17 protein-coding genes are annotated in these 21,781 nt (G+C 70.7%); 5 read left to right on the top strand and 12 right to left on the bottom strand.

Annotated features, from left to right (window positions below; all coding sequences use genetic code 11):
• Positions 1-8: 8 nt before the first annotated feature.
• The gene (locus JOD54_RS06270; protein WP_204449628.1) at positions 9-740 is read right to left on the bottom strand and encodes a TetR/AcrR family transcriptional regulator; all 732 of its coding nucleotides are present in this window, start codon (positions 738-740) and stop codon (positions 9-11) included.
• A gap of 146 nt (positions 741-886) precedes the next feature.
• Between JOD54_RS06270 and JOD54_RS06265 the strand changes: the two genes are divergently transcribed.
• Entirely contained in the window at positions 887-3,001 is a 2,115-nt protein-coding gene (locus tag JOD54_RS06265; protein WP_307859862.1) for an MMPL family transporter, read from the top strand.
• 592 nt (positions 3,002-3,593) lie between these two features.
• On the opposite strand, the gene JOD54_RS06260 is transcribed toward JOD54_RS06265, so the two are convergent.
• Positions 3,594-4,814: a pyridoxal phosphate-dependent decarboxylase family protein gene (locus JOD54_RS06260; protein WP_204449626.1), complete on the bottom strand. Its 1,221-nt coding sequence runs from the start codon at positions 4,812-4,814 to the stop codon at positions 3,594-3,596.
• Between the two features lie 51 nt (positions 4,815-4,865).
• Between JOD54_RS06260 and JOD54_RS06255 the strand changes: the two genes are divergently transcribed.
• The gene (locus JOD54_RS06255) at positions 4,866-5,411 is read left to right on the top strand and encodes a TetR/AcrR family transcriptional regulator (protein WP_204449625.1); all 546 of its coding nucleotides are present in this window, start codon (positions 4,866-4,868) and stop codon (positions 5,409-5,411) included.
• Here JOD54_RS06255 and JOD54_RS06250 read toward each other — a convergent pair.
• The 9 genes from JOD54_RS06250 to JOD54_RS06210 all read right to left on the bottom strand — a co-directional run bounded on the left by JOD54_RS06250 (position 5,389) and on the right by JOD54_RS06210 (position 14,153).
• Positions 5,389-6,216, bottom strand: coding sequence for a ribokinase (locus JOD54_RS06250; protein ID WP_204449624.1), 828 nt, complete (start codon positions 6,214-6,216; stop codon positions 5,389-5,391). The genes JOD54_RS06255 and JOD54_RS06250 overlap by 23 nt on opposite strands.
• A 204-nt stretch (positions 6,217-6,420) precedes the next feature.
• Positions 6,421-7,302, bottom strand: coding sequence for a LysR family transcriptional regulator (locus tag JOD54_RS06245; protein WP_204449623.1), 882 nt, complete (start codon positions 7,300-7,302; stop codon positions 6,421-6,423).
• A 17-nt stretch (positions 7,303-7,319) separates the two neighbouring features.
• Positions 7,320-7,925: a hypothetical protein gene (locus JOD54_RS06240; protein WP_204449622.1), complete on the bottom strand. Its 606-nt coding sequence runs from the start codon at positions 7,923-7,925 to the stop codon at positions 7,320-7,322.
• A gap of 260 nt (positions 7,926-8,185) precedes the next feature.
• Positions 8,186-9,367, bottom strand: coding sequence for a glycine C-acetyltransferase (locus tag JOD54_RS06235; RefSeq protein ID WP_204449621.1), 1,182 nt, complete (start codon positions 9,365-9,367; stop codon positions 8,186-8,188).
• Complete coding sequence (gene tdh / locus JOD54_RS06230) at positions 9,367-10,395, bottom strand: L-threonine 3-dehydrogenase (protein WP_204449620.1); 1,029 nt, start codon at positions 10,393-10,395, stop codon at positions 9,367-9,369. Before tdh ends, JOD54_RS06235 begins: the two co-directional genes overlap by 1 nt.
• Before the next feature lie 113 nt (positions 10,396-10,508).
• Entirely contained in the window at positions 10,509-11,138 is a 630-nt protein-coding gene (locus JOD54_RS06225; RefSeq protein ID WP_204449619.1) for a DUF1707 SHOCT-like domain-containing protein, read from the bottom strand.
• 9 nt (positions 11,139-11,147) lie between these two features.
• Positions 11,148-11,810 (bottom strand): response regulator, encoded by a 663-nt coding sequence (locus JOD54_RS06220; RefSeq protein ID WP_204449618.1) that lies wholly within the window; start codon positions 11,808-11,810, stop codon positions 11,148-11,150.
• A complete protein-coding gene (macS, locus tag JOD54_RS06215) occupies positions 11,803-12,951 on the bottom strand; it encodes a MacS family sensor histidine kinase (RefSeq protein ID WP_204449617.1) in 1,149 nt (382 codons plus the stop codon). The genes JOD54_RS06220 and macS overlap by 8 nt, the downstream gene beginning before the upstream one ends.
• Positions 12,948-14,153: an AI-2E family transporter gene (locus JOD54_RS06210; RefSeq protein WP_204449616.1), complete on the bottom strand. Its 1,206-nt coding sequence runs from the start codon at positions 14,151-14,153 to the stop codon at positions 12,948-12,950. Before JOD54_RS06210 ends, macS begins: the two co-directional genes overlap by 4 nt.
• Before the next feature lie 52 nt (positions 14,154-14,205).
• Between JOD54_RS06210 and JOD54_RS06205 the strand changes: the two genes are divergently transcribed.
• From JOD54_RS06205 to JOD54_RS06195, 3 genes are all read left to right on the top strand, one after another.
• Complete coding sequence (locus JOD54_RS06205; RefSeq protein WP_307860514.1) at positions 14,206-16,458, top strand: hypothetical protein; 2,253 nt, start codon at positions 14,206-14,208, stop codon at positions 16,456-16,458.
• A 230-nt stretch (positions 16,459-16,688) separates the two neighbouring features.
• Positions 16,689-17,519: a hypothetical protein gene (locus JOD54_RS06200; RefSeq protein ID WP_204449615.1), complete on the top strand. Its 831-nt coding sequence runs from the start codon at positions 16,689-16,691 to the stop codon at positions 17,517-17,519.
• Between the two features lie 195 nt (positions 17,520-17,714).
• Positions 17,715-20,702, top strand: a complete 2,988-nt coding sequence (locus JOD54_RS06195; RefSeq protein WP_204449614.1) for a beta strand repeat-containing protein — start codon at positions 17,715-17,717, stop codon at positions 20,700-20,702.
• Positions 20,703-20,915: 213 nt separating this feature from the next.
• Here the strand turns inward: JOD54_RS06195 and JOD54_RS06190 are convergent, their stop codons facing one another.
• The gene (locus JOD54_RS06190; RefSeq protein WP_204449613.1) at positions 20,916-21,683 is read right to left on the bottom strand and encodes a dioxygenase family protein; all 768 of its coding nucleotides are present in this window, start codon (positions 21,681-21,683) and stop codon (positions 20,916-20,918) included.
• Positions 21,684-21,781: the final 98 nt, after the last annotated feature.

The following is a 21,781-nucleotide window of genomic DNA, read 5'->3' as shown; positions in this document are numbered from 1 at the left end:
GCGGCCGTCTAGAGCCCGACGTCGGAGATGAGGTCGGCCAGCATGGACTCGAACAGCGGTGTCGGGTCCGTGACCGGGAACGGGAACTGGCCGAACACCTCCAACGCCACCTGGCCGTAGAGGCGCACCCAGAACTGCAGCATGACGTAGGCGGTGTCCACGCCGAGCTGGTCGGGGCTGAGGTTGACGCCGGACTCGGCGATGGTGCTCAGCAGTTCGTCGCGGAAGGTGGTCAGGTCGGGCACGAGGGCGTCGGGGACGTCGACGCCGGGTCGGGTGATGGGCAGTCCGTTGGCCAGCACCCGGCCCGCGACGGTGAGGAAGATCCGCCCGAACGAGTCCTTCGCGGTCCCCGGCGTGGTGACCGGGCAGTACGCGCCCGTGGCCGCCGGGGAGGCGAACACCAGGGCGAACTCCTGCGGGTGCGCCAACGCCCAGCCGCGGAAGCCCCGGCAGATGGCCAGCACCTGACCGACGTTGTCGGTCTCGGCGATCTCCACCAGGTCGTTGCCCAGTTCGACGGTCAGGTCGTCGCACACGTCGGTGCGCAGGTGCTCGAGCAGGTCCTCGCGCGAGTCGTAGTAGCGGTAGAGCGCGGGGGCGGTGATGCCCAGCTCCCTGGCGATGGCGCGCAACGTGACCGCCGCCGGTCCGTCGTTGACCAGCAGCGACCGTGCGTGCTGGCGGATCTCCCGGTCGGTGGCCGCCCGGTCCCGGTCGCGGCGTGTGGCCTGCGTCATCTGACTACCCCGTGCTCTTGTGAACGCCGTTAACTCCACCGTAGTGTGACCCCAACGAGTGAACGGTGTTTACCGGCCTCCCGATGGCCGCGTGTGCACTGCGGCGTCCCGGGAGGAATCGCTCAATGTTCGCATCATGGGGATCAGTGCTCCACCGTAGGCGCTGGCTGGTACTGGTGGCCACCTTGGTCGTCACCCTCGGTGGCGGCCTGTGGGGTCTCGGTGTCTTCGACAAGCTGACCCAGGGCGGTTACGAGGACCCGGCGAGCGAATCGTCGCAGGTCAACCGGATCATCGAAGACGAACTCGGGCAGAAGCCCGCCGACGTCGTGGTGCTCTACGGCGCCCCGAACGTGGATGACCCGGCGGTCGCCGCACGGGTCACCTCGGCGCTCGACGCGTTACCGAGCTCGGCCGTCGCGGCGCGGGTCGACTACTGGTCGACCAAGCAGCCCGCGCTGGCCAGCCCGGACAAGAAGCTGGCGATGGCGACCATCACCCTGGCCGGGGACACCTTCGACGCCAGGCAGGACGCGTTCGCGGTGATCAAGGACGCGCTGCCGGTGCCCGGGGTCGTCACCCAGGTGGGCGGGAAGGTGCCGACCGAGCAGGCGATGACCGAGCGGTCCAACGCCGACCTGGCGGTGGCCGAGGCGATCTCGCTGCCGGTCACGCTGATCCTGCTGGTGCTGATCTTCGGCAGCCTGGTCGCGGCGGCGCTGCCGGTGCTGGTGGGTGGTCTGGCGATCTTCGGATCCCTGGGTGTGCTGCGGTTGCTGAGCCTGGGACTCGAGGTCAACACGTTCGCGGTGAACGTGGCCACCCTGCTCGGCCTCGGCATGGCAATCGACTACGGCCTGTTCACCGTGGGCCGGTTCCGCGAGGAACTCGCCGCCGGGCTGTCACCCGCTGACGCTGTGCGGCGCACAGTGGCGACCGCCGGTCGTACCGTGGCGTTCTCGGCGACGCTGCTGGTGATCGCGCTCGCCGGGCTCCTGGTGTTCCCCATGGACTTCCTCAAGTCCATGGCCTACGGCGGCATGTCCGCCGTCGCCATCGCCGCGATCGTGTCGCTCACCCTCCTGCCCGCGCTGCTGGCCATCCTCGGTCACCGCGTCGACAAGCTGTCGCTGCCCTGGCGCCGCAGGGTCAGCCCGGAACCGCGCTTCCTCGGCAAGGTCGCCGACGCCGTCATGCGCCGCCCCCTGCTGTTCGTCGTCCCGATCGTCGCGGTGCTGGTGCTGCTCGCCCTCCCCTTCGGCAGCGCCCGCTTCGGCGGCGCCGACGAACGCCAACTCCCGCCGGGTGACCCGCACCGAGCGACCGCCGAGGCGATCGCGAACAACTTCCCCGCGGCGGGCAACGACACCGTCAAGATCGTCCTGCGCTTCCCCGGCACCCCCGACCAGGCCGAGATCGGCTCGTTCGTCGCGGCGGCCAAGCAGGTCCCCGGGGTCGCCGACGCGGTGCCCAGCGGCGCGAACGAGAACGTGGTGCTGCTGACCGCGCCGCTGAAGAACGAGTCGTCCTCGCCGGAAGCCCGCGCCGCGATCGACGGCCTACGCGCACTGCCGTCGTCCGCGCAGGTGATGGTCGGCGGGTTCCCGGCGCTGGTCGCGGACTCGGTCACCGGCATCGTCGACCGGGTGCCGTGGATGGTCGGGATCCTGGTGCTGGCCACCCTGGTGCTGATGTTCCTGGCGTTCGGGTCGGTGCTGCTGCCGGTCAAGGCCGTGGTGATGAGCGCCCTCAGCCTCTCCGCCACCTTCGGCGTGCTGGTGTTCGTGTTCCAGGAGGGCCACGGCGCCGGGCTGCTCGACGTGACCCCGCAACCGGCCCAGGCCGGGATGATGGTCCTCATCGGCGCGGTGGTCTTCGGCCTCTCCACCGACTACGAGACCTTCCTGCTGTCCCGGATGGTCGAGGCCCGCCACTCCGGTCTGTCCACTCAGGACGCGATCAAGACCGGCCTGCTCCGCACCGGCCGCATGATCACCGCGGCCGCCCTGCTCCTCGGCGTGGTCACCGGCGCCTTCGGCATGTCCTCCCTGCAGAGCATGCGCTTCATCGGCCTCGGCATGATCGTCGCCCTGATCCTCGACGCCACCATCGTCCGCATGCTCCTGGTCCCCGCCACCCTCCGCCTCCTCGGCAACGCCGCCTGGTGGGCCCCCGCCCCCCTGCGCCGCCTCCAAGAACGCGCGGGCCTCTCCGAAGTCGAAACCCCCGAAGACAACCGAGAACTCGAACGCGTCGGCTAACTGAGGTGGACCCACCGGCGGGCTGCGCCGCCGGTGGGTAGCGCCGGCTACGGACGAGCGACGTTCACGAGCGCCAGGACGGTTGGCAGGTCAACCCTGAGTATCACTGCCGCACCGACCAGAGTGGCCACAACCACGACGAACCTGGCGGTGTTGCCCCAGCTCAGGATGATTTCTTCACCCAGACTGGTCACCCCTGGCGCAGTCGTCTGCCTTTCGTCGCTCGGTGGTGGCGAGGGGTTGTCAGGCGGACCTACGGTCATGGTGTCGCTCCTTGCGCTTGGCTGACGAAGGGCGGCGGCAGCCCGTCAGTGCGTACCGCCGCCCTGTGGGAGTCAGACCTGGAGTGGCTTGGTGGATGCCCACTGTGAATGGGTGACCACCGACGGAGCTGGGCGGTCCTTCCGCATCGGAGGGGCCGCCCGGCACTGTTTCCAGGCCTAGACAAAGGCTATGGGGAAGTGCGCACCAGCCACGTGGCCAAGCGCCCACACAGCTCAGAACCACGGTCAACGGTGGCAACAGTTCGCCCGGGCCGATCAGGTTCACCGATCGAGCGTTCGGGATAGCAAGGTGAAGTGCACACCTCGGGCTAGCTGTACCTGGCTTGGACTCCCCTGGACTCGCCCGCGTTGTCGACGGCTTCGCGTAGGTCGTGCAGGAACTGGTCGACCACGCGGTCGTGTTCGGGGGAGACCATCAGGTGCAGGGCGTCCGGGTGGTTCTGGCGGTCGAGGTGCCAGCCCTGGTCGTCGAGCCGGTCGCCTATAGACATGATGTTGGGGGCGGTGAAGGCGATCACGGAGGCGACGGGGTCGCCCAGGAGGGTCAGGCCCAGGGAGGTGATCCCGGTGCGGATCTTCTCGGCTGTGGCGAGGATTCGGCCTACCAACCGGGTGTAGCCGGAGGTGCCTAGGTAGCGCATTACGGACCAGGCGGTTGCTATGGGGGCTGCGGGGCGGGCACCTGCTAGGGCTAGCGAGCCATAGAGGCCGCCGGGCCAGTCTTGGTAGAGGAAGGCTTGGTATTGGAGGACGTGGTCGCCGTTGCGGTGTAGGAGGACTGAGGCGCCTTTGGTGGCGTAGCCGTACTTGTGCAGGTCTGCGGAGATCGTGGTGACGCCGGGGATGCGGAAGTCGAAGGGTGGGGCGTCGTCCATGAAGGGCAGGAGGAAGCCGCCTACGCAGGCGTCGGTGTGGAAGGGGATGCCTCGGGCTGCGGCTATAGCGGCCAATTCGGGGATGGGGTCGACCACGCCGTGGGGGTAGTTGGGGGCTGAGCCCGCTACTAGGGCGGTGCGGTCGTCGATGAGGTCAGCGGCCGCGGTGACGTCGGCGCGGAGGTCGGCGGCGAGGGGGATCTGGACGAGTTCCAGGCCGAAGTACTTGGCGCCCTTGGCGAACGCCGGATGCGCGGAGCGGGGAACGACCAGGGTCGGCGCGGTGACACCGCGTTCGGCGCGGGCCCGGTCGCGGGCGACCCGGATCGCTTGCATGATCGACTCGGTGCCGCCGGAGGTCATCGAGCCCGACGCGCCTGCCGGGGCGTTGAGCAGCCCGGCGGTCATGGCCACGACCTCGCGCTCCATGTCGGCCAGCGACGGGAAGCGGAACGGGTTGAGCGCGTTCTCGTGCAGGTACAGGCCGTTGGCCTCCTGGATCACCGCGTCGACGTCCGCGCCTGCCGGGTAGATCAGGCTCCACGTGCGGCCACCGCGCCAGTCGGCGTCGGCGGTCTTGCGGGCGCGCAGGTCGGCGAACAGCTCCTCGCGGGGCACGCCGTGGTCGGGCAGCGAGACGTCAGGCAGGTCCATCCGCCCATCTTCGCCGACCCCCGATTTACTCGGCCGTGTTACTCTTTACTCATGCAGGTAACAGTGACCGAGGCGGCCCGCCGCAAGCAGATCACCGAGGCGGCGACCGAGGTGATCGCGCGCCTGGGCTACGCCAGGACCTCGTTCGCCCGGATCGTGGAGCACGCGGGCCTGAGCAGCACCCGGCTGATCTCCTACCACTTCAAGGACAAGAACGACCTGATGTTCGCCGTCCTGATCACCGCGGTCGGCGCCGCCGACGAGCAGATGACCCAGCGCCTCGACGGCACGACCGACCGGGTCGACATGCTCCGCGTCTACATCGAGTCGCAGGTCGACCTCCTGCGCACCCACCCCGACCAGGTCAAGGCGATCAGGGAGATCGCGGCTGGCCTGCCGGACCTCGCTCCCGTGCAAGAGGACTTCCGCACTGGCAGGCTCGCCCGCCAGTTGCAGCAAGGGCAGCGCGAGGGCGTCTTCCGCGACTTCGACGTAAGAGTCATGGCGCGGACCATCGCCAATGGCATCGATGGAGCCGACGACGAGGCCTATGGCCGCGAGTTGGCTGCCCTGTTCATCCGTGCTTGTGTGGGATAAGAGGCTGCGCTCCCGGCAGGGTCACTGACAACGACGCGACCTCCACGGCAGCTCTTACCGCGTCAACGAGCTGTGCCCCGTTGGCCAGCCCCGCTGCAAGCGCGCCTACGAAGGCGTCGCCCGCCCCTGTCGTGTCGACCACCTCGACCTTGGGCGCCGGCACGGTGATCGTGCCGCTGGCGGTCACGACATCCGCGCCGAGCGCACCCCGGGTGACCACCACTGAACGCGCACCCAGCAGGTTCCCCAACGCGGCGGCCTCGTGCTCGTTGACCACGAGCGGGTCCAGCACGGCCAACACCCGCGGCGACAGCACCGCCACCGGCGACAGGTTCAGCACCACCCGGACCCCGGCCTGCTCGGCGGCCAGAACCGCGTGCTCGACCACCGGCACCGGTACCTCGAGCGAAGCAACCAGCACTGACGCCCCGTCCAGCCGAACGTCCTCCGGCCGCAGCCGCGAGTTCGCCCCCGGCGACACGATGATCGAGTTCTCCCCGTCCGGCGTCACCGCGATGTAGGCGAGCCCGGTCGGCTGCTCCGGCCGCCGCACCCCGGCCACGTCCACCCCGGCCTCGGCCAGCGACGCCAGCACCAAGTCGCCGAACTGGTCGGACCCGACCGCCCCCGCGAACCGCACCCCGGCGCCCAGCCGAGCCGCCGCGACGGCCGTGTTCGCGCCCTTGCCGCCGGGCAACACCCGGGTGTCACCCCCGAGGACCGTCTCGCCGGGACCCGGCCGCCGACCCACCGGAACCACCAGGTCCGCGTTCGCTGAGCCCACTACCACAACAAGGCCACCCACGGCATAAAGCCTAGTCAGCGGCCGTTGCCAATAGCGAACGTGCGCAAGTGTGAACGATCGGGTAGCCAAGCGGATCCGGAGTGCCACACTGTGCGTCAGTTGTGACGCACCCCATGGGTGCGCAAGTCCCCGGCGCGAGCCGGGCGTGTCACCGGCGTCGGTCGCGTAGCCCCCCGAGCGACCGACGCCGGTGTCCTATAGGCCTCAGACCTCTGCGAGTGCCTTGCGCACGATCTGCAACAGAGGATGCGTCTCCCGCCCCCGCCGCGTGGCGGCGACTACGCGCCGGTGGGGCGGATTCGGTGTCACCGGCACAACCTGCTCGGTGGAGATCCCGCCTAGAGCGGTTCGCGGGATAAGAGCGACGCCCACCCCAGCGGTGACAAGAGCAGCCGCTGCGGTGAAGTCGTCGGAGGTGTGAGTCACGCGCGGGGTGAAGCCCGCCATCTCGCACGCCAAGAGGAGAACGTCTCGGCAGGGATTGCCGGGCAGAGGAACGACCCAGTCTTCGACGGCCAGGTCCGACAGCGCTACCTCTGCCCTCCCCAGCAACGGATGCCCCGGCGGCAGCACCGCATCGAACGGCTCTGTATAGAGGTGGTCCCACACGATCCGGTGCTCTATAGGCGCCTGACCTGTGTGCATGGCGATGGCGATGTCGATCTCGCCGTCCAGCAGCATCGGCAGGCTGTCCTGCCCCTCCGCGTCCCGCACCAGAACGGTCACCCCAGGAGCCGACAACCGCAGGGCAGCGATGGCCGGGGCCACCACGTTCGTGATCGCCGACGCGAACGCGGCGACCTTCACCTGCCCCAACTCCCCCGTGCCGAACGCCGCCAGCCTCGCCTCAGCCCGGTCCAACTCCGCCAACACAGCGTCGGCGTGCTCCACCAACAGCTCCCCCGCCGAGGTCAGCCACACCCGCCGCCCCTTGCGCCGCAGCAGCTCCTGCCGCACCTCGGACTCCAACGAAGCCAACTGCTGCGACACCGCCGACGGACTCAAGTGCAACGCCTGAGCCGCCGCCGTCACCGTGCCGTGGTCGGCCAAAGCCCGCAGTACCCGCAGCCGTCGAGGGTCTATCACCAGCACATAGTGCCTGATCAGCGGTCGCCGATCACCGGCGGCGATGCACGGCGCGGGACCCCGTACACCGCCTCTGGGTCTTCCCCGTACGGGTACCGCCGGATGTGCACCTTGTCCCCCCACTTCTCGTAGTAGCGGTGGAAGAAGCACTCGCCGGGGTTCTGGGGCTGGTGCGGCGGTTGAGGCTCTCGTCGACGGGGGGTGAAGTCCCCCTCGGGGAACTCGGTGTGGTTGATGGAGGTGCGGGTTGGGGTGCTGTACCGGCGCAGGGGCGGTCGAGTGCCTTGGGGCCGGGTGGTGGTGATCTGTGGTGCCTGGCTCTGGCCCGGGCCGAAGACGGAGTCCGTCGCGAACGGGCTGGTCACCGGGCGCGGCGTCCAGTCCAGCGATGGCTTGGGTTCGCGCAAGCGCAGCACGCCCAGGAAGGCGACGCCGATCGCCCAGAGGAGCTTGGTGAGCTTGCCGGGCACCTCCTCGAGGTCGGCAAGCCACTCCTCGGCATAGCGCGCGGCCTTGTCCGGCGGTCGCAACCGTCTGGCGGCCCAGCCGAGGACCTCGCGGGCCAGCCACGGCGACACCTCGCCGCACTCGGCCACCACCATCGGCACGGCTAGCGCGACCACACCCCCTCCACTCCGGTGCCGGTCGGGGCGCGAAGTCACGCGCGGCGGGGGCCGTGCGCTGGCGGATTGCGCCCCTGTGCTGCAGCAGGAGGGCACGGGCGGCGCCGAGGCCGTCGGGGCAGAGCCAGTAGAAGCGCCTGCGGGGACCGCGAGCACTCGGCTCGTCCTGTTCCCAGGCGCTGACCCCCAGCCTGCCTCGTCCAGTCTGGACGGGGTCGGTCGCGGCCGGTGTTGCCCGCAATCTTGAAGCCCGCGATGGATCAGGCCATCTTGTCGCGGGCGGCGATGAAGGCGTCGACGGCGCGGTTGACGTCGTCGGTGGAGTGGGCGGCTGACATCTGGGTGCGGATTCGGGCTTTGCCGTGGGGGACCACGGGGTAGGAGAAGCCGATGACGTAGATGCCCTGGTCCAGTAGGAGATCGGCCATCTTGGCGGCTTCGGCGGCGTCGCCGATCATCACCGGGATGATGGCGTGTTCGCCGGGGAGCAGGTCGAAACCGGCTTCAGTCATGCGGGAGCGGAACAGGGCGCTGTTGTCGCGCAGCCGGGTGAGCAGGTCCGCTGAGGAGTCGAGCAGGTCGAGGGCGGCCAGGGCGGCACCGGTGATGGAGGGGGCCAGCGAGTTGGAGAACAGGTACGGGCGGGACCGCTGGCGCAGGAGTTCGACGATCTCGGCGCGGCCTGAGGTGTAGCCGCCGCTGGCGCCGCCGAGGGCTTTGCCGAGGGTGCCGGTGTAGATGTCGATGCGGTCGCCGACGCCGAAGTGTTCGGGGGTGCCGCGGCCGGTGGCGCCCATGAAGCCGACGGCGTGGGAGTCGTCGACCATGACCAGGGCGTTGTAGCGCTCGGCGAGGTCGCAGATCTCATCCAGCGGGGCCAGGTACCCGTCCATGGAGAACACGCCGTCGGTGGCGATGAGGCGGTAGCGGGCGTCGGCGGACTCGGCGAGCTGCCGCTCCAGGTCGGCCATGTCGCGGTTGCGGTAGCGCTTGCGGGCCGCCTTGCACAGCCGGATGCCGTCGATGATCGAGGCGTGGTTGAGCTCGTCGGAGATCACCACGTCCTGGTCGGTCAGCAGCGTCTCGAACAGGCCGCCGTTGGCGTCGAAGCAGGAGCTGTAGAGGATGGTGTCCTCGGTGCCCAGGAACCGCGAGATCCGCGCCTCCAGCTCCTTGTGCGGCGCCTGGGTGCCGCAGATGAACCGCACCGAGGCCATCCCGAAGCCCCACTCGTCGAGCGCGCTCTTGGCCGCCGCGACCAGCGCCGGGTGGTCGGCGAGGCCCAGGTAGTTGTTCGCGCAGAAGTTGAGCACCTGCTCGGGGCCGCCGACGCGGACCGCGGCCTGCTGCGGCGAGGTGATGACCCGTTCCGACTTGTAGAGCCCGGCCGCGCGGATCTCGTCGATGGTGCCGCGCAGGTCTTCGCGCATCGCGCCGTACATCAGCTCTCCCAGTCGAGGATGACCTTGCCGCAGTCGCCGCCCCGTGCGGTGGCGAACGCCTCGGCGTGGTCGGTGTGGTGGAACCGGTGGGTGATCACCGGCGAGAGGTCAAGCCCGGCCTGCAGCAGCACCGACATGGCGTACCAGGTCTCGAACATCTCCCGGCCGTACACGCCCTTGATGGTGATCATCTTGAGCACCACGGCGCTGAAGTCCACGGCGATCTCGCGGGCGGGCAGGCCGAGCATCGCGATCCGACCGCCGTGGGTCATGTTGGTGATCATCTCGCGCAGCGCGGACGGCTGGCCGGACATCTCCATGCCCACGTCGAAGCCCTCGGTCATGGACAGCTCGTCGTAGACCGCCGCGATCCGGGTGGCGCTGACGTCGAGGGCGACCGTGGCGCCGATCTTGCGGGCCAGTTCCAGCCGGGGCTCGCTCACGTCGGTGACGACCACGTGCCGCGCGCCCGCGTGCTTGGCGACCGCCACGGCCATCAGCCCGATCGGGCCCGCGCCGGTGATCAGCACGTCCTCGCCCAGGACCGGGAACTGCAGCGCCGTGTGCACCGCGTTGCCGAACGGGTCGAAGATCGCCGCGACGTCCAGGTCGACCTGGTGGCGGTGCACCCAGGCGTTGCCCTCCGGCAGTACCGCGTACTCGGCGAACGCCCCGTTGGTGTGCACCCCCAGGCCGACGGTGTTCGCGCACAGGTGCCGCCGCCCGGCCCGGCAGTTGCGGCAGCGGCCGCACACCAGGTGCCCCTCGCCGCTGACCAGGTCGCCCACCGCGACCTTGGTGACCGCGGCGCCCACCTCCACGACCTCGCCGACGAACTCGTGCCCGAGCACCAGCGGCGCCTTGACGGTGTTGGCCGCCCAGTCGTCCCAGGCGTCGATGTGCAGGTCGGTCCCGCAGATGCCGGTGCGCAGCACCCGCAGCACGACGTCGCCGGGACCCGGGGTCGGGTCGGGCACGTCGAGCAGTTCCAGCCCGGGACCCGGGGCTGGTTTGACCAGAGCCTTCACTTCGTCCTCCCTGCGGCGGGGTGGCACACCCCCGCGCGGGAGTCTCGTGCCGACAACGCCGCCGGGTCCATCGGGACTTTCCGCACTGCGTTGTCAGCCGAGCTGCACAGGGCTCACGTGTCCCAGCTGATCTTCCACGGCTTGCGGATGGTCAGCGACCCGATGCGGGTGTAGCTGGGGCGCTTCACCTTCACCGACCCGGCTTTCACCCGTCCGGTCACCACGAACCTCGGTCCGCCCGATCCGGCGCCGACCTTGTTCTCCACCTTGCCCGCGACGACGTCGACACCGTTGGCGTCGCACGAGGCGTTCTCCGGCAGCAGCAGCTCGACCGAGCCGCCGGTCACCTCGAGGACGATCCGGACCTCGGTGTGGTTGATGACCGCCTCGGTGAAGTCGAACTCGCTGGAGCCCATCCAGTTGTTCACCACCATCTCGCGCGGCACCTGCCACGGGCCCTCGCGCTTGATGCTCGACATCCGCGACCGGAACTCCTGCGGCGGGATCGCGGTCGGGCTGCCCGGCTCGCGGTTGATGACGCCTGCCAGGTCGACCAACACGGCGTTGAGCTCGGCGCGGGTCTTGGCGGCGAGGGCGGTGTCGGTGCGGGTGGTGAACTCGTCGAGGGTGAGCATCCCGTGGCCGATGGCCTTCTGCAGGATGCCGACGACGTGCTCGCGTTCGGCGTCGGAGACCCGCAGGTCCCGGGGGTTGATCGGGGCGGGGAGGGATTCGGTGCTCACCACCCCAGACTACTGCCGGGGATCGGCGTCGAGCCCGTGTTCGATCGCGTACCTGGCCAGCTCCACGCGGTTGTGCAGCTGGAGTTTGCGCAGCGTGGATTGCACGTGGTTCTCGACGGTGCGGTGGGATAAGTAGAGCCGGTCGGCGATCTGGCGCGCGGTGAGCCCTTTCGCGACCAGCCGCAGCACCTCGGTCTCCCGGTCGCTGAGCCGGGGCGCGGTGGTCTCCTGCGGCGCCGCGGCCATCCGGCGGTACTCGCCGAGCACCAGACCGGCCAGCCCGGAGGTGAAGACCGCGTCCCCGGCCGCGGTGCGCCCGACCGCGTCGACCAGTTCCTCGGCGGAGGCCGATTTCACGAGGTAGCCGGACGCGCCCGCTTTCACCGCCTCCAGGACGTCGCTGTGCTCGCCGCTGGCGGAGAGCACGAGCACCTTGGTCCCGGCCAGTTCAGCGGTGATCTCCCTGGTGGCGTCCACGCCGGACCCGGCGCCCAGGTTCAGGTCCATCAGCACGACGTCCGGTCGCACCGCGCGGGCGATGCGGACCGCCGACGGCGCGTCCCCCGCCGTCGCCCGCACCTCGAAGCCGCGTTCGGACAGGTCGCGCGCCACCCCGTCGCGCCAGATCGGGTGGTCGTCGACCACCATCACCGTGATCACCCGGTCAGCCATGGTTTCCCCCCGCGTTCGGGACCCGGATCTCCCACTCGGTCCCCTGGTCCGGACTGGTCTCCAGGGTGGCCGTGCCGCCCAGCTCGGCGACCCGGCCGCGGATCGAGCGGGACACACCGAGGCGCCCCCTGGCCTCGGCCGCGGCGAGCCGGCCAGGCTCGATGCCCACCCCGTCGTCGCGCACGCTGACCACGACCTCGTCGCCCAGGTCCTCCAGCAGCACCCAGGCCCGCGCGTGCGCGCCCGCGTGCCGTTCCACGTTCGCCAGCGCCTCGCGCACCAGGTAACCGAGCTCGGCGGCGACGCACTCCCCCACCAGGACCGGGGTCGCGGGCACAGCCACCTGGTAGCGGTCGGTGGCCAGCACCTGGAGCCTGGGCCGCAGGTCGGCCTGCCCGTTCTCGGTCGACTCCAGGGGCGCCGCGGCGACCAGGGCCCGTAACGCGACCTCCTGGGTCCCCGCCAGTTCGGCCAGCTCAGCGGCTTCCCCACCCAGCTCGCGGCCGCGCTTGCGGACCCGGGCCAGCACCTGCAGCACGCTGTCGTGGATGGTGCGGGCCAGCCGTTCCCGCTCGGCTGTCGCCGCCTCGGCGCGCATGGCCATGGCCAGCCGCTCGGCGGACTGCTTGGAGGTCGTCGACGCCAGGCCGACCACGAACCCGACGCCGACCAGCAGCACCAGGTCGCGGGTCAGGTCGGTGTCGACGTAGCCGCGCACGCCGTAGTTGAAGGCGGCGACCACCGCGCCGAACAGGGTCCCGCCGAGCATCCCCGAGCGGACTGCGCCGACCGCGACCACCGCCGTCACCCAGACCGTGGGGACCAGCGGCACGGTCAGCACAGTCAGCTGCTCGTGGGTGAGCACCAGCCGGGACACGCACATCACGGCGCAGCACACGCCGAGGTCGAGCAGGGTGAACCAGAGCGCGACCTTGCTCCGCCGCAGGTAGTAGACCGAGGTGGCGGCCGTCCACAGCCCCATCGCGCCGATCGTCACCCAGGCCAGGGCGGTGCCGGCGTACTCACCGGCGTGCGCCAGCACGACCCCGGCCGCGAACAGCAAGGTGATCACCCGCAGCAGTACGGACGCGCGCCACAGCGGCTTCAGCGCGTCCTTGCGCACAGTGCGGGGCGAGCTCACGGTCTCGGTGATTCCTCGTCCTGCTGCTCGGACTCCTCGTCCTCTTCGACCGCGTTGGGCTGCGACCCGGAGTCGTCGAGCACGTCCACTTCGTCCGGTTCGGTGTCGCCCTCGTTGAGCAGCGACCGCACGCCCGCGTTGAGCACGGCCAGCAGCGGCACCGACAGCAGCGCGCCCGCGATGCCCGCCGCGATGAGGCCGACACCGATGGCCAGCACGACCGCCAGCGGGTGCAGCTTCACCGCGCGGCCCAGCAGCAGCGGCTGCAGGACGTGGCTCTCGATCTGCATGATGCCGACGACGATCGCGAGCACGACCAGCGCCGAGATGAACCCGTTGGCGACCAGCGCGACCAGCACCGCGACCGTGCCCGCCACCAGGGCACCGATGATCGGGATGAACGCGGTGAGGAACACCAGCGCGGCCAGCGGCACCACCAGCGGCACACCCACGATCCACAGGCCGATGCCGATGCCGACGGCGTCGAACACCGCCACCGCCGCGGTCGCCCGCACGTAGCTGACCAGCGACGAGAAGCCGCGCCTGCCCGCGACGTCCACCCGGTCGCGCACCGGCGCGGGCACGCCGCGCACGACGAACCGCCAGATCCCGGCGCCGTCGAACAGGAAGAAGATCAGGATGAACAGGGTCAGCAGCAGCCCGGTCAGCACCTCGCCGATGGTGGCCGCGGTGGTGATCGCCCCGGAGGTGATCGCCGACTGGTTGGCCTTGATGGTGTCGACGGTGTTCTGCAGGAACTGGCGGATCTGCTCCTTGTTGACGTGCAGCGGGCCGTCCGAGAGCCACTTCTGGATGGCGTCGAGCGAGTCGTTGACCTGGCTCTGCAGCTGCGGCAGGCCGTTGGTGAACTCGGTGATCACGAAGGTCAGCACGCCGCCGACCACGGCGATCCCGCCGACCAGCACGATCAGCGTCGCCAGGGACCTCGGCACCCGCCACTCGACGAGCTTGCCGACACCCGGGGCCATGAGCGCCGCGAGCAGTAACGCGATCGCGACCGGGATCACCACGTGGGCGAAGTAGCCCAGCAGCCAGATGATGACGTACAGCGCGCCGATGATCACCAGGAAGCGCCAGGACAGCGCGGCGCTGACCCTGAGCCCCTTGGGCACCAGCGGGGTGACGTCGTTGGCGGGGAGCGTGGCCCGGTGCTTGCGACCGGCGACGCGGTTTCTGGTCATCGCCGATCACGGTAATCGGTCGAACCGGTCCTCGGGGAAGAAGTTGTCTGATGTGATGGTGGCCGTGACCGCGTACGTGCCGCTCGACGAGCTGACCAAGACCGAGCAGGCGGTCCGGGAGTCCTATGAGACCGGTGCCCGGCTCGACCTGGCGGGCGAGGTCGACCAGCGGGTGCGCGGTGAGGTGTTGTCGGCGCTGCTGGTCGGCGCCTACCCGCTCGGCGTCGGTGCGATGCCCGCGCTGCGGTTGGACAACGCCGTGGTCACCGGTCGGTTCGACCTAGAGGGCCGCGAGGTGGGGTCGGTCATCACCTTGCAGCGGTGCGAGTTCGAGCACGCGCCAGTGCTGCGGATGGCGCGCCTAGTGGCGCTGAGCCTGCGCGGCTGCCGGATGCCCGGCCTCTACGCGCGCAACCTGCGCGTAGGCAGCGATCTGCTGCTGGAGTCCGGTTACACCTGCTCCGGGGTCCTCGACCTCACGGACGCGACCGTCGAGGGGACGCTGCGGTTGGCGGGTGCGGTGCTGCGCAATCCCGGGGCCGCCGCGCTGCTGGGTGCGCGGCTGCGCATCGCGGGGTCCATCCAGGCTGTCGCGGTCCAGGTGTTCGGTGAGCTGCGGCTGCGCGGGGCCAACATCGGCGGCAGCGTTCACCTGACCGGAGCACGGTTGTCCCACCCGTCCGGCACCGCGCTGGAGGCCACCGGTCTTGTGGTCGCGGGCAACTTCTCCTGCGACGCCGGTGGTGGCCAGTTCGACGCGGCGGGCACGGTGATCCTCTCCGGCGCACGGATCGGCGGCGACGCGGTGTTCTCCGGCGCGCAACTACACGACGCGCGCGACGGCGACGGCCAGGTGCTCGTGCTGCCTAGAGGCACGGTCGACGACCGCTACGTCCTCGACGCCGATCGGCTGCGCGTCGACGGGGACGTCAAGCTGGACGACGGTTTCACCGCAGGCGGCACCGTGGGGCTGCGCGGCGCCCAGGTCGGCGGTCACCTGCTGCTCTCCGGGGCCACCATCGGCCACCGGGCCGCCATGCCCGACTTGGTGAAGGCGTTCGCCGAGGGCCGCGACGTGACCAAGGTGCCCGTCGCCCTGGTCGCCGACGGCATCGAGGTGCACGGGGACGTGGAAGCCCGCGGGTCCATCGGCGGCAAGGTCGACTCCGACGGCAACCCGGGCACTGCGCTCTTGGCGTATGGACAGGTGCGACTCGTCGATGCACATGTGCACGGCAGCGCGAGTCTGTCCCGTGCTCGACTGCGCGGCCCTGCCATCGATGTCCTCTTCGCCGACCGGCTGCGCGTAGGCGGCACCTTATTCTTAAGGAAGGTGCGTGCGTCCGGCTCTATCCGACTGCAGAACGCGCACATCGGCTCCAGCCTCGACTGCTCAGGAGCCCACCTCATCAAGCCCCGCTTACGCCCGGACGGCTCCCTTAAGCCGTCGCTCGATGCCCGCGTAGCAACAGTTGGCAAGGACCTTCTCTGTAGTTACGGCTTCAGGGCCATTGGCGGAGTCCGGGTGCGGCTGGTCGAGGTGGGCAAGATGGTCACGTTCGCCGGTGCGCGCCTAGGCGGACGCACGAGGCCTAACCACGCGTTGGTCGACAAGGTGCTGTCGGCGTACGGCCTTACTGCGCAGGAGCTCGTGCTCGTCTTCCCCGAGCGGCGTCCCCCGCAGGGCGCGGTTGTCCTAACGCGAGCGTCGGCCGTGTCTGTCATCGACGGGCCTGGCTTGTGGGCTGCCACGGGCGGCGTCGAGTTGGAGGACTTCTCCTTCACGGCTCTTAGGGCGATCCCGGATGTTTCGGTGAAGACCCGCTTGAAGTGGCTGCGCAAGGTGCAGCCCGACTTCGCTCCCGGTCCCTACGAGCGGCTGGCCGCCGTCTACTCCGATGGCGGTGAGGAGGAGCTCGCCCAACAGGTGCACCTCGAACGGCAGCGCCGCCGCTACGCCGAACTCCACCTGGCGGGCAGGCTCTGGGGGCGGCTGCAGGACTACACCGTCGGCTTCGGCTACCGGCCGTGGCTGGCCATGGTCTGGCTCGCGCTGTTCTGGCTGCTGGGCACGCTCTGGTTCTCCTGGCACGTCATGGACAAGCTCGACAACGACGTCAACCCGGTGTGGAACCCGCCGCTGCTGGCCATCGACCTGCTGCTGCCCATCGTCGACCTGGGCCAGGACAACAAGTGGCGGATGGTCGGGGCGTCCCAGTGGATCTCGGGGGTGTTGATCGCCGTCGGCTGGATCCTGGCCACCACGGCGGCGGCGGGCGCGACCCGGGTCCTCAAGCGCGGCTGAGCCGACCTGTGGACAGCCTGCGGCGGTTTTCCGCGATCACCTGGTGCAGTCGCTGAGCGTGATCTGTGGAAACACTCTGTGTTCGTCACACGATCCGGTGGGCATCCAGAGTCACGCGTGCATAACGATGCGTGCGGATGCCAGTGTTCCGGTGCACGGCGCCCCAGCCGTGCTCCCCGGATCGGAAGGCGAACCAGGCAGGCATGAGTGGTCACCGCGAGGACAGGCAGGTGAGGGAGACGACCGCGTTGCGGCGCGCCGTTTCGCGCACCCTGGTCGTCCTGGGCGGCACCCTCGCCTCGACCGCGGCGGCGTGGGCCATCTGCACCGCCACCGCCGGGGCCGACGTCGCGACCGACCTGCAGCACGACCTGCGGTCAGTCGTGGACGCGGTGCCCGCGCTCGACGCGCCTGCCGCCGCCGAGGTGAAGTCCGGCCTGCTCGGACTCACCGACTCGCTCGGCACGCTCGTCGGTGAGCCGGTCGACGCCAGCCGGGTGACCGAGGTCAGCCACGGGGCGACCCAGGCGGTCGAGGAGTTCGGCCGCGACCTCGCCAAGCAACTGCCCAGCCACCTCGGCACCGCCCGGGTCGACCTGCCGCTGCGCGGCGCGGTCACCCGCCCGGCCGAGGTGACCCCCGCACCCGAGCAGACCGCGCAGTTCCCGGTCCTCGGATCCCCCTTCGTCGAACAGGCCACCCCGGCCGCGACCGCCGAGGCACTGCTGCCGACCGCGCTCGCCACCCGGCCCGTGCCGGGCGCCCACGAGCGCGCCACCGGCAACGGCCTGTCCCAGCGCGGCTCCCCCGAGTCCGCCGACGAGCGGGTCAACCAGCACGCCCCCGCCCTGCCCACCGGCCCCAGCCCGCTGGCGCCGCTGAGCATGCCCGCTCCGGTCAGCCCGGGGCACCCAGGCGCAGGCGCGGCGGACGCGCTCGGGCACGGCCTTGTCGTCGTCACCCCGGCCGACTCAGACCCCGCCTCGGCCAGCGCACCGCGCAGCACGCCGGTCGCGGCCAGCACCACCGTCGACGCGCAGCCTGGCGTCACGCCCGACTGATCCACGGCGCGGCCAGGGAGCCACCCGGCTCCCACGGACACGCGCCCACGTCCGCCGTGCCCAGGCCGCGCCAGCCAGCGCGGGCCCCCGATGCCCGCACAAACCCCCCATGAAAACCGCGGGTGACCGCCGCCTCCGACGCGCCCGTCGTCGTGGTCACCCGTGCCTGTTCACCACATGAAGGAGAAACACCTGATGCAGACCTGGGCTAAGCGCGGTTTCCAGACCGCGCTGGTCACCGGTGGCCTGTTGATGCTGGGTACCGGCATCGCCTCCGCCGACGACAACGTCAACCCCGACCAGCCCGCATCGGCGCTGGACGCGAAGATCGTCGTCGACGCCAACGTGCGCAACAACGCGGTCGGCACCGTGCTGGGTGACAAGCACCTGCCGGAGTTCACCCGCACCATCTCCACCAGCCCCCGCGAGGTGCTCAACGCGGTGCCCGGCGGTTCGCTGGTCACCCCGCTCGCCGACTCGGCCACCCAGCGGCTGGCCGCGGGCAGCGACGCCCCGCTGCGCGCCAACAAGATCGTGGGCGGCGTCGTCGTCCCGGTCGACGTCTCCGGCAACGCGATCGCCGCGGGCGGCGACTCGTCGGTCACCAACGACTCCACGCAGGAGACCTCGCTCTCCCGCGAGGTCAGCACCGACGGCGAGGACCGCGCGATCGCGGGCAACGTCGTCAACCTCGACTACGCCGCCCCGGTCCAGGTGACCGGCAACGCGATCAGCCTCGCAGGCGACGCCGAGACCCAGAACACCGCCACCCAGAGCTCCACCGTGGACGGCGACATCACCACCAGCGGCGAGGACGGTGCCATCTCCGGCAACGTCATCGGCAGCCAGGCCACCACCCCGGTGCAGCTCAACGGCAACGCGATCGCCGCAGGCGGCAACGCCGACGCCGAGTCCACCACCAGCTCCGACAGCTTGGTCGGCGGCGTCGTCTACACCAACGGCGAGGACAGCACCCTCGGCGGCAACGGCGCGCTCGTCCCGCTGGCCGCCCCGGTGCGCGGCACCGGCACCGCGCTCGGCGTGATCGGGCAGGCCAACGCCGACTCGATCAACTCCACCACCGCGCAGGCTGGCCAGGAGAGCCCCGACCTCGGCGGCAACCCGGTCTACGTGCACACCAACGGCCAGGACTCCACCGGCGGTGGCAACATCCTGCAGCCGGGCGTCGCCTCGCCGGTCACCTCCGACTGCACCTCCGCGGTCGCGGTCGGCCAGTCCGACGCGGTCTGCAGCTCCGACCTGGTCGCCAGCGCGGGCGGCGGCAACCGCTCCGACGGCACCGACTCGGTGCTCGGCGGCGCCATCGGCGTCGTCCCGGTGTCGGCGGCCACCAGCGTGATCGGCAACGCCGGTGGCGTGATCGGCGACGCGGCCACCGACCAGAACAACGTGATCGACACCAGCTCGGGCGGCACCGCGATCACCCGCGGCAACGACAGCGTCCTCGGCGGCTCGCTGATCAACGGCCCGGTGTCGGCCCCGATCGACTCGTGCGCCAACGGCGGCGTCGTGGTCGGCGACTCCGACATCGCCTGCGAGAACATCACCACCACCGCCGCAGGCGGCGACGCCGGTACCGCCGGTGACGACTCCGTCGGCGGCGGCAACTCGGGCCAGATCCCGGTGACCGCCCCGGCCGAGCTGATCAGCAACGGCGTCGGCGTGCTGGGCGACCAGGACATCTACGCCACGGAGACCAAGTTCTCCAGCGCGGGCGGCGACGCCAACACCGCCGACGACGACGCGGTGCTCGCGGCCAACCTGCTCAACTCGCCGGTCGCCGCGCCGATCCAGGTCTTCGGCAACAGCGCGGGCGCGGTGGCCAACACCACCTCCGACACCGCGCTGGAGAACCAGATCAGCGCTGGCGGCCCGTCGAAGAGCACCGGCATCGGCGGCACCGGCTCGGGCAACATCGTGCAGAGCCCGATCAGCAACCCGCTGCAGGCCTTCGGCGCCGGCGTCTCGGCGCTGGGCAACGGCAAGGCGCAGGCCAGCAACGTCACCAACTCCTCCACCGGTGACGTGGCCACCACCGACGGCTCGGACGGCAACCTGTCCGGCAACATCGTGACCGCCCCGATCGCGGGCGCCACCCAGGCGTTCGGCGACTCGGTCGCCATCGCGGGCGACAACGAGGCCGGTGCCACCAACGACGTCACCACCACCGCGGGGTCGTCGGCCACCACCAACGGCCGCGACGGCAACCTGTCCGGCAACCTGATCGGCGCCCAGGCCGGTCCGCTGGTGCAGGCCTTCGGTGCCGCGGTCGCCGGGGTCGGCGGGGACAACAAGGCCACCTCGTCCTCGGTCAGCTCCACCAACTCCGGTGGCGACCTGACCACCAACGGCGACCACGGGTTCCTCTCCGGCACCCTGGCCGACGTCCCGGCCGGTGCCTTCGTGCAGCCGCACGGCGACGCCGTGTCCGCGGTCGGCAGCGACGCGTTCGGCATCTCCGACAACAACACCTCCGGCCAGATCGGCGGGACCTCGGAGACCAGCGGCCTCGGTGGCAGCCTCAACGGCATCCACCTCACCGGCCCGGTCCGCGGCAACGCCCCGGTCTACGACGTGCCGGTCGAGGTGGCCGCTGACGCGATCACCTCCGCCTCGCAGGTCAACACCACCACCGTCGGCGAGCACGGTGCCGAGGACGAGACCCCGCTGCGCCTGCCCACCGTCGGCGGCCTCGGCGTCACCGAGCTGCCCTTCAACGGCGTGTTCGGCGGCCTGCCGATGCAGCGCTCGTACGCGGGCACCCCGCTCGACGGCCTGCTCGGCGGCGGTGGCCTGCCCACCGGCACCCTGACCGGCGGCGGCCTGCCCACCGGTGACCTCACCGGCGGCCTGCTCGGCGGCGGTGGCCTGCCCAGCACCGGCAACCTGACCGGCGCCCTGCCGGTGCACGTGATCCCGACCGGCCGCTCCCGCGCGGACCTGCCCGGCCTGAGCACGCTGCCGACCGACAACCTGACCGGTGCCTTCTCCGGCAACCTGTTCCAGGCCCCGTCGCTGAACAAGCTCCCGGTGCAGACCCCCGCGGTCAACAAGCTCCCGGTGCAGACCCCGGCGCTGTCGGGCATCGACGCCACCTCGGCCCTGCCGGGTGTGTCCTCGCTGACCGACACCCAGTCGCGCCTGGCGAACCTGTTCGACTGATAGCTCCACAGTGGACGGGCCCGGGGGTGCTCCCCCGGGCCCGTCCCGCGTCTAGTGGCACGACCCAGAACCTTGACCATGTCTCGACCCGCCCACGACGCGCCTGGCTGCGTTGCCGAAACGACCGAGTACGCCCAGTACGAGGCCGTTCCGGCGCCTTGCCAGCCACGCCGTGGACGGGCCGATACACGGCCAACATCCTGGGTCGCACCACTAGTCGAACTGCCAGGACCGCTTGGACAGGCCGTACCAGAACCCGTCGACAACGGCCCGCGGTTGCGCCGGTCTGTCCACAGTGGCGCCGAGGGCGACGAACAGCGGCGCGAAGTGCTCGGTCCTCGGGTGCGCCAACCGCGCGGCGGGCGCCTTGCGCTCGAAGTCCACCAGCGCGTCGAGGTCGTTGGCCGCGACGGCCCCGTTGCCCCAGTCGTCGAACTCGCTGGACCAGGCGGGCGGCGTGTGCGCGGGATCGCGGCCCATGTCGAGACCGCGGAGGTTGTGCGTGAAGAACCCGCTCCCCATGATCAGCACGCCTTCGTCGCGCAACGGGGCGAGCCGCCGCCCGACCTCGACCAGCTCCGCGGGGTCCAGCGTCGGCATCGAGATCTGCAGCACCGGCACATCGGCCTCGGGGAACATCTCGACCAGCGGCACGTACGCGCCGTGGTCGAGCCCCCGCGCCGGTTCGTCGGCCACCGGGGTCGGCATCAGCCCGCGCACCCTGGCCGCGAGTTCCGGCGCGCCGGGCGCGGCGTACTCGACCTGGTAGTACCGCTGCGGGAACCCCCAGAAGTCGTAGGTCAACGGCACCGTCGTGGTCGCCCCGATGGCCATCGGGGCCGCCTCCCAGTGCGCCGAGACGACCAGCACCGCCGACGGTCGACCGAGCTCGGCTCCCCAGCGCGCGAGCTGCCCGGTCCACACCTCGTCGTCGGCCAGCGGCGGAGCGCCGTGGCTGACGTAGATCACCGGCTGCCTCATGACCCACCACCTGTAGTAGTTGAAACTTGAACAAAATACCACGACGCCGGGCGGGTCCGGGTTATTCCAGGTTGCGCACCATCCGTTCGAGCGTCCCC

It is taken from the genome of Actinokineospora baliensis (assembly GCF_016907695.1).
Taxonomy (GTDB): domain Bacteria; phylum Actinomycetota; class Actinomycetes; order Mycobacteriales; family Pseudonocardiaceae; genus Actinokineospora; species Actinokineospora baliensis.
Note: the sequence above shows the minus strand (reverse complement) of the source record. Positions and strands in the feature narration are given on the sequence as shown.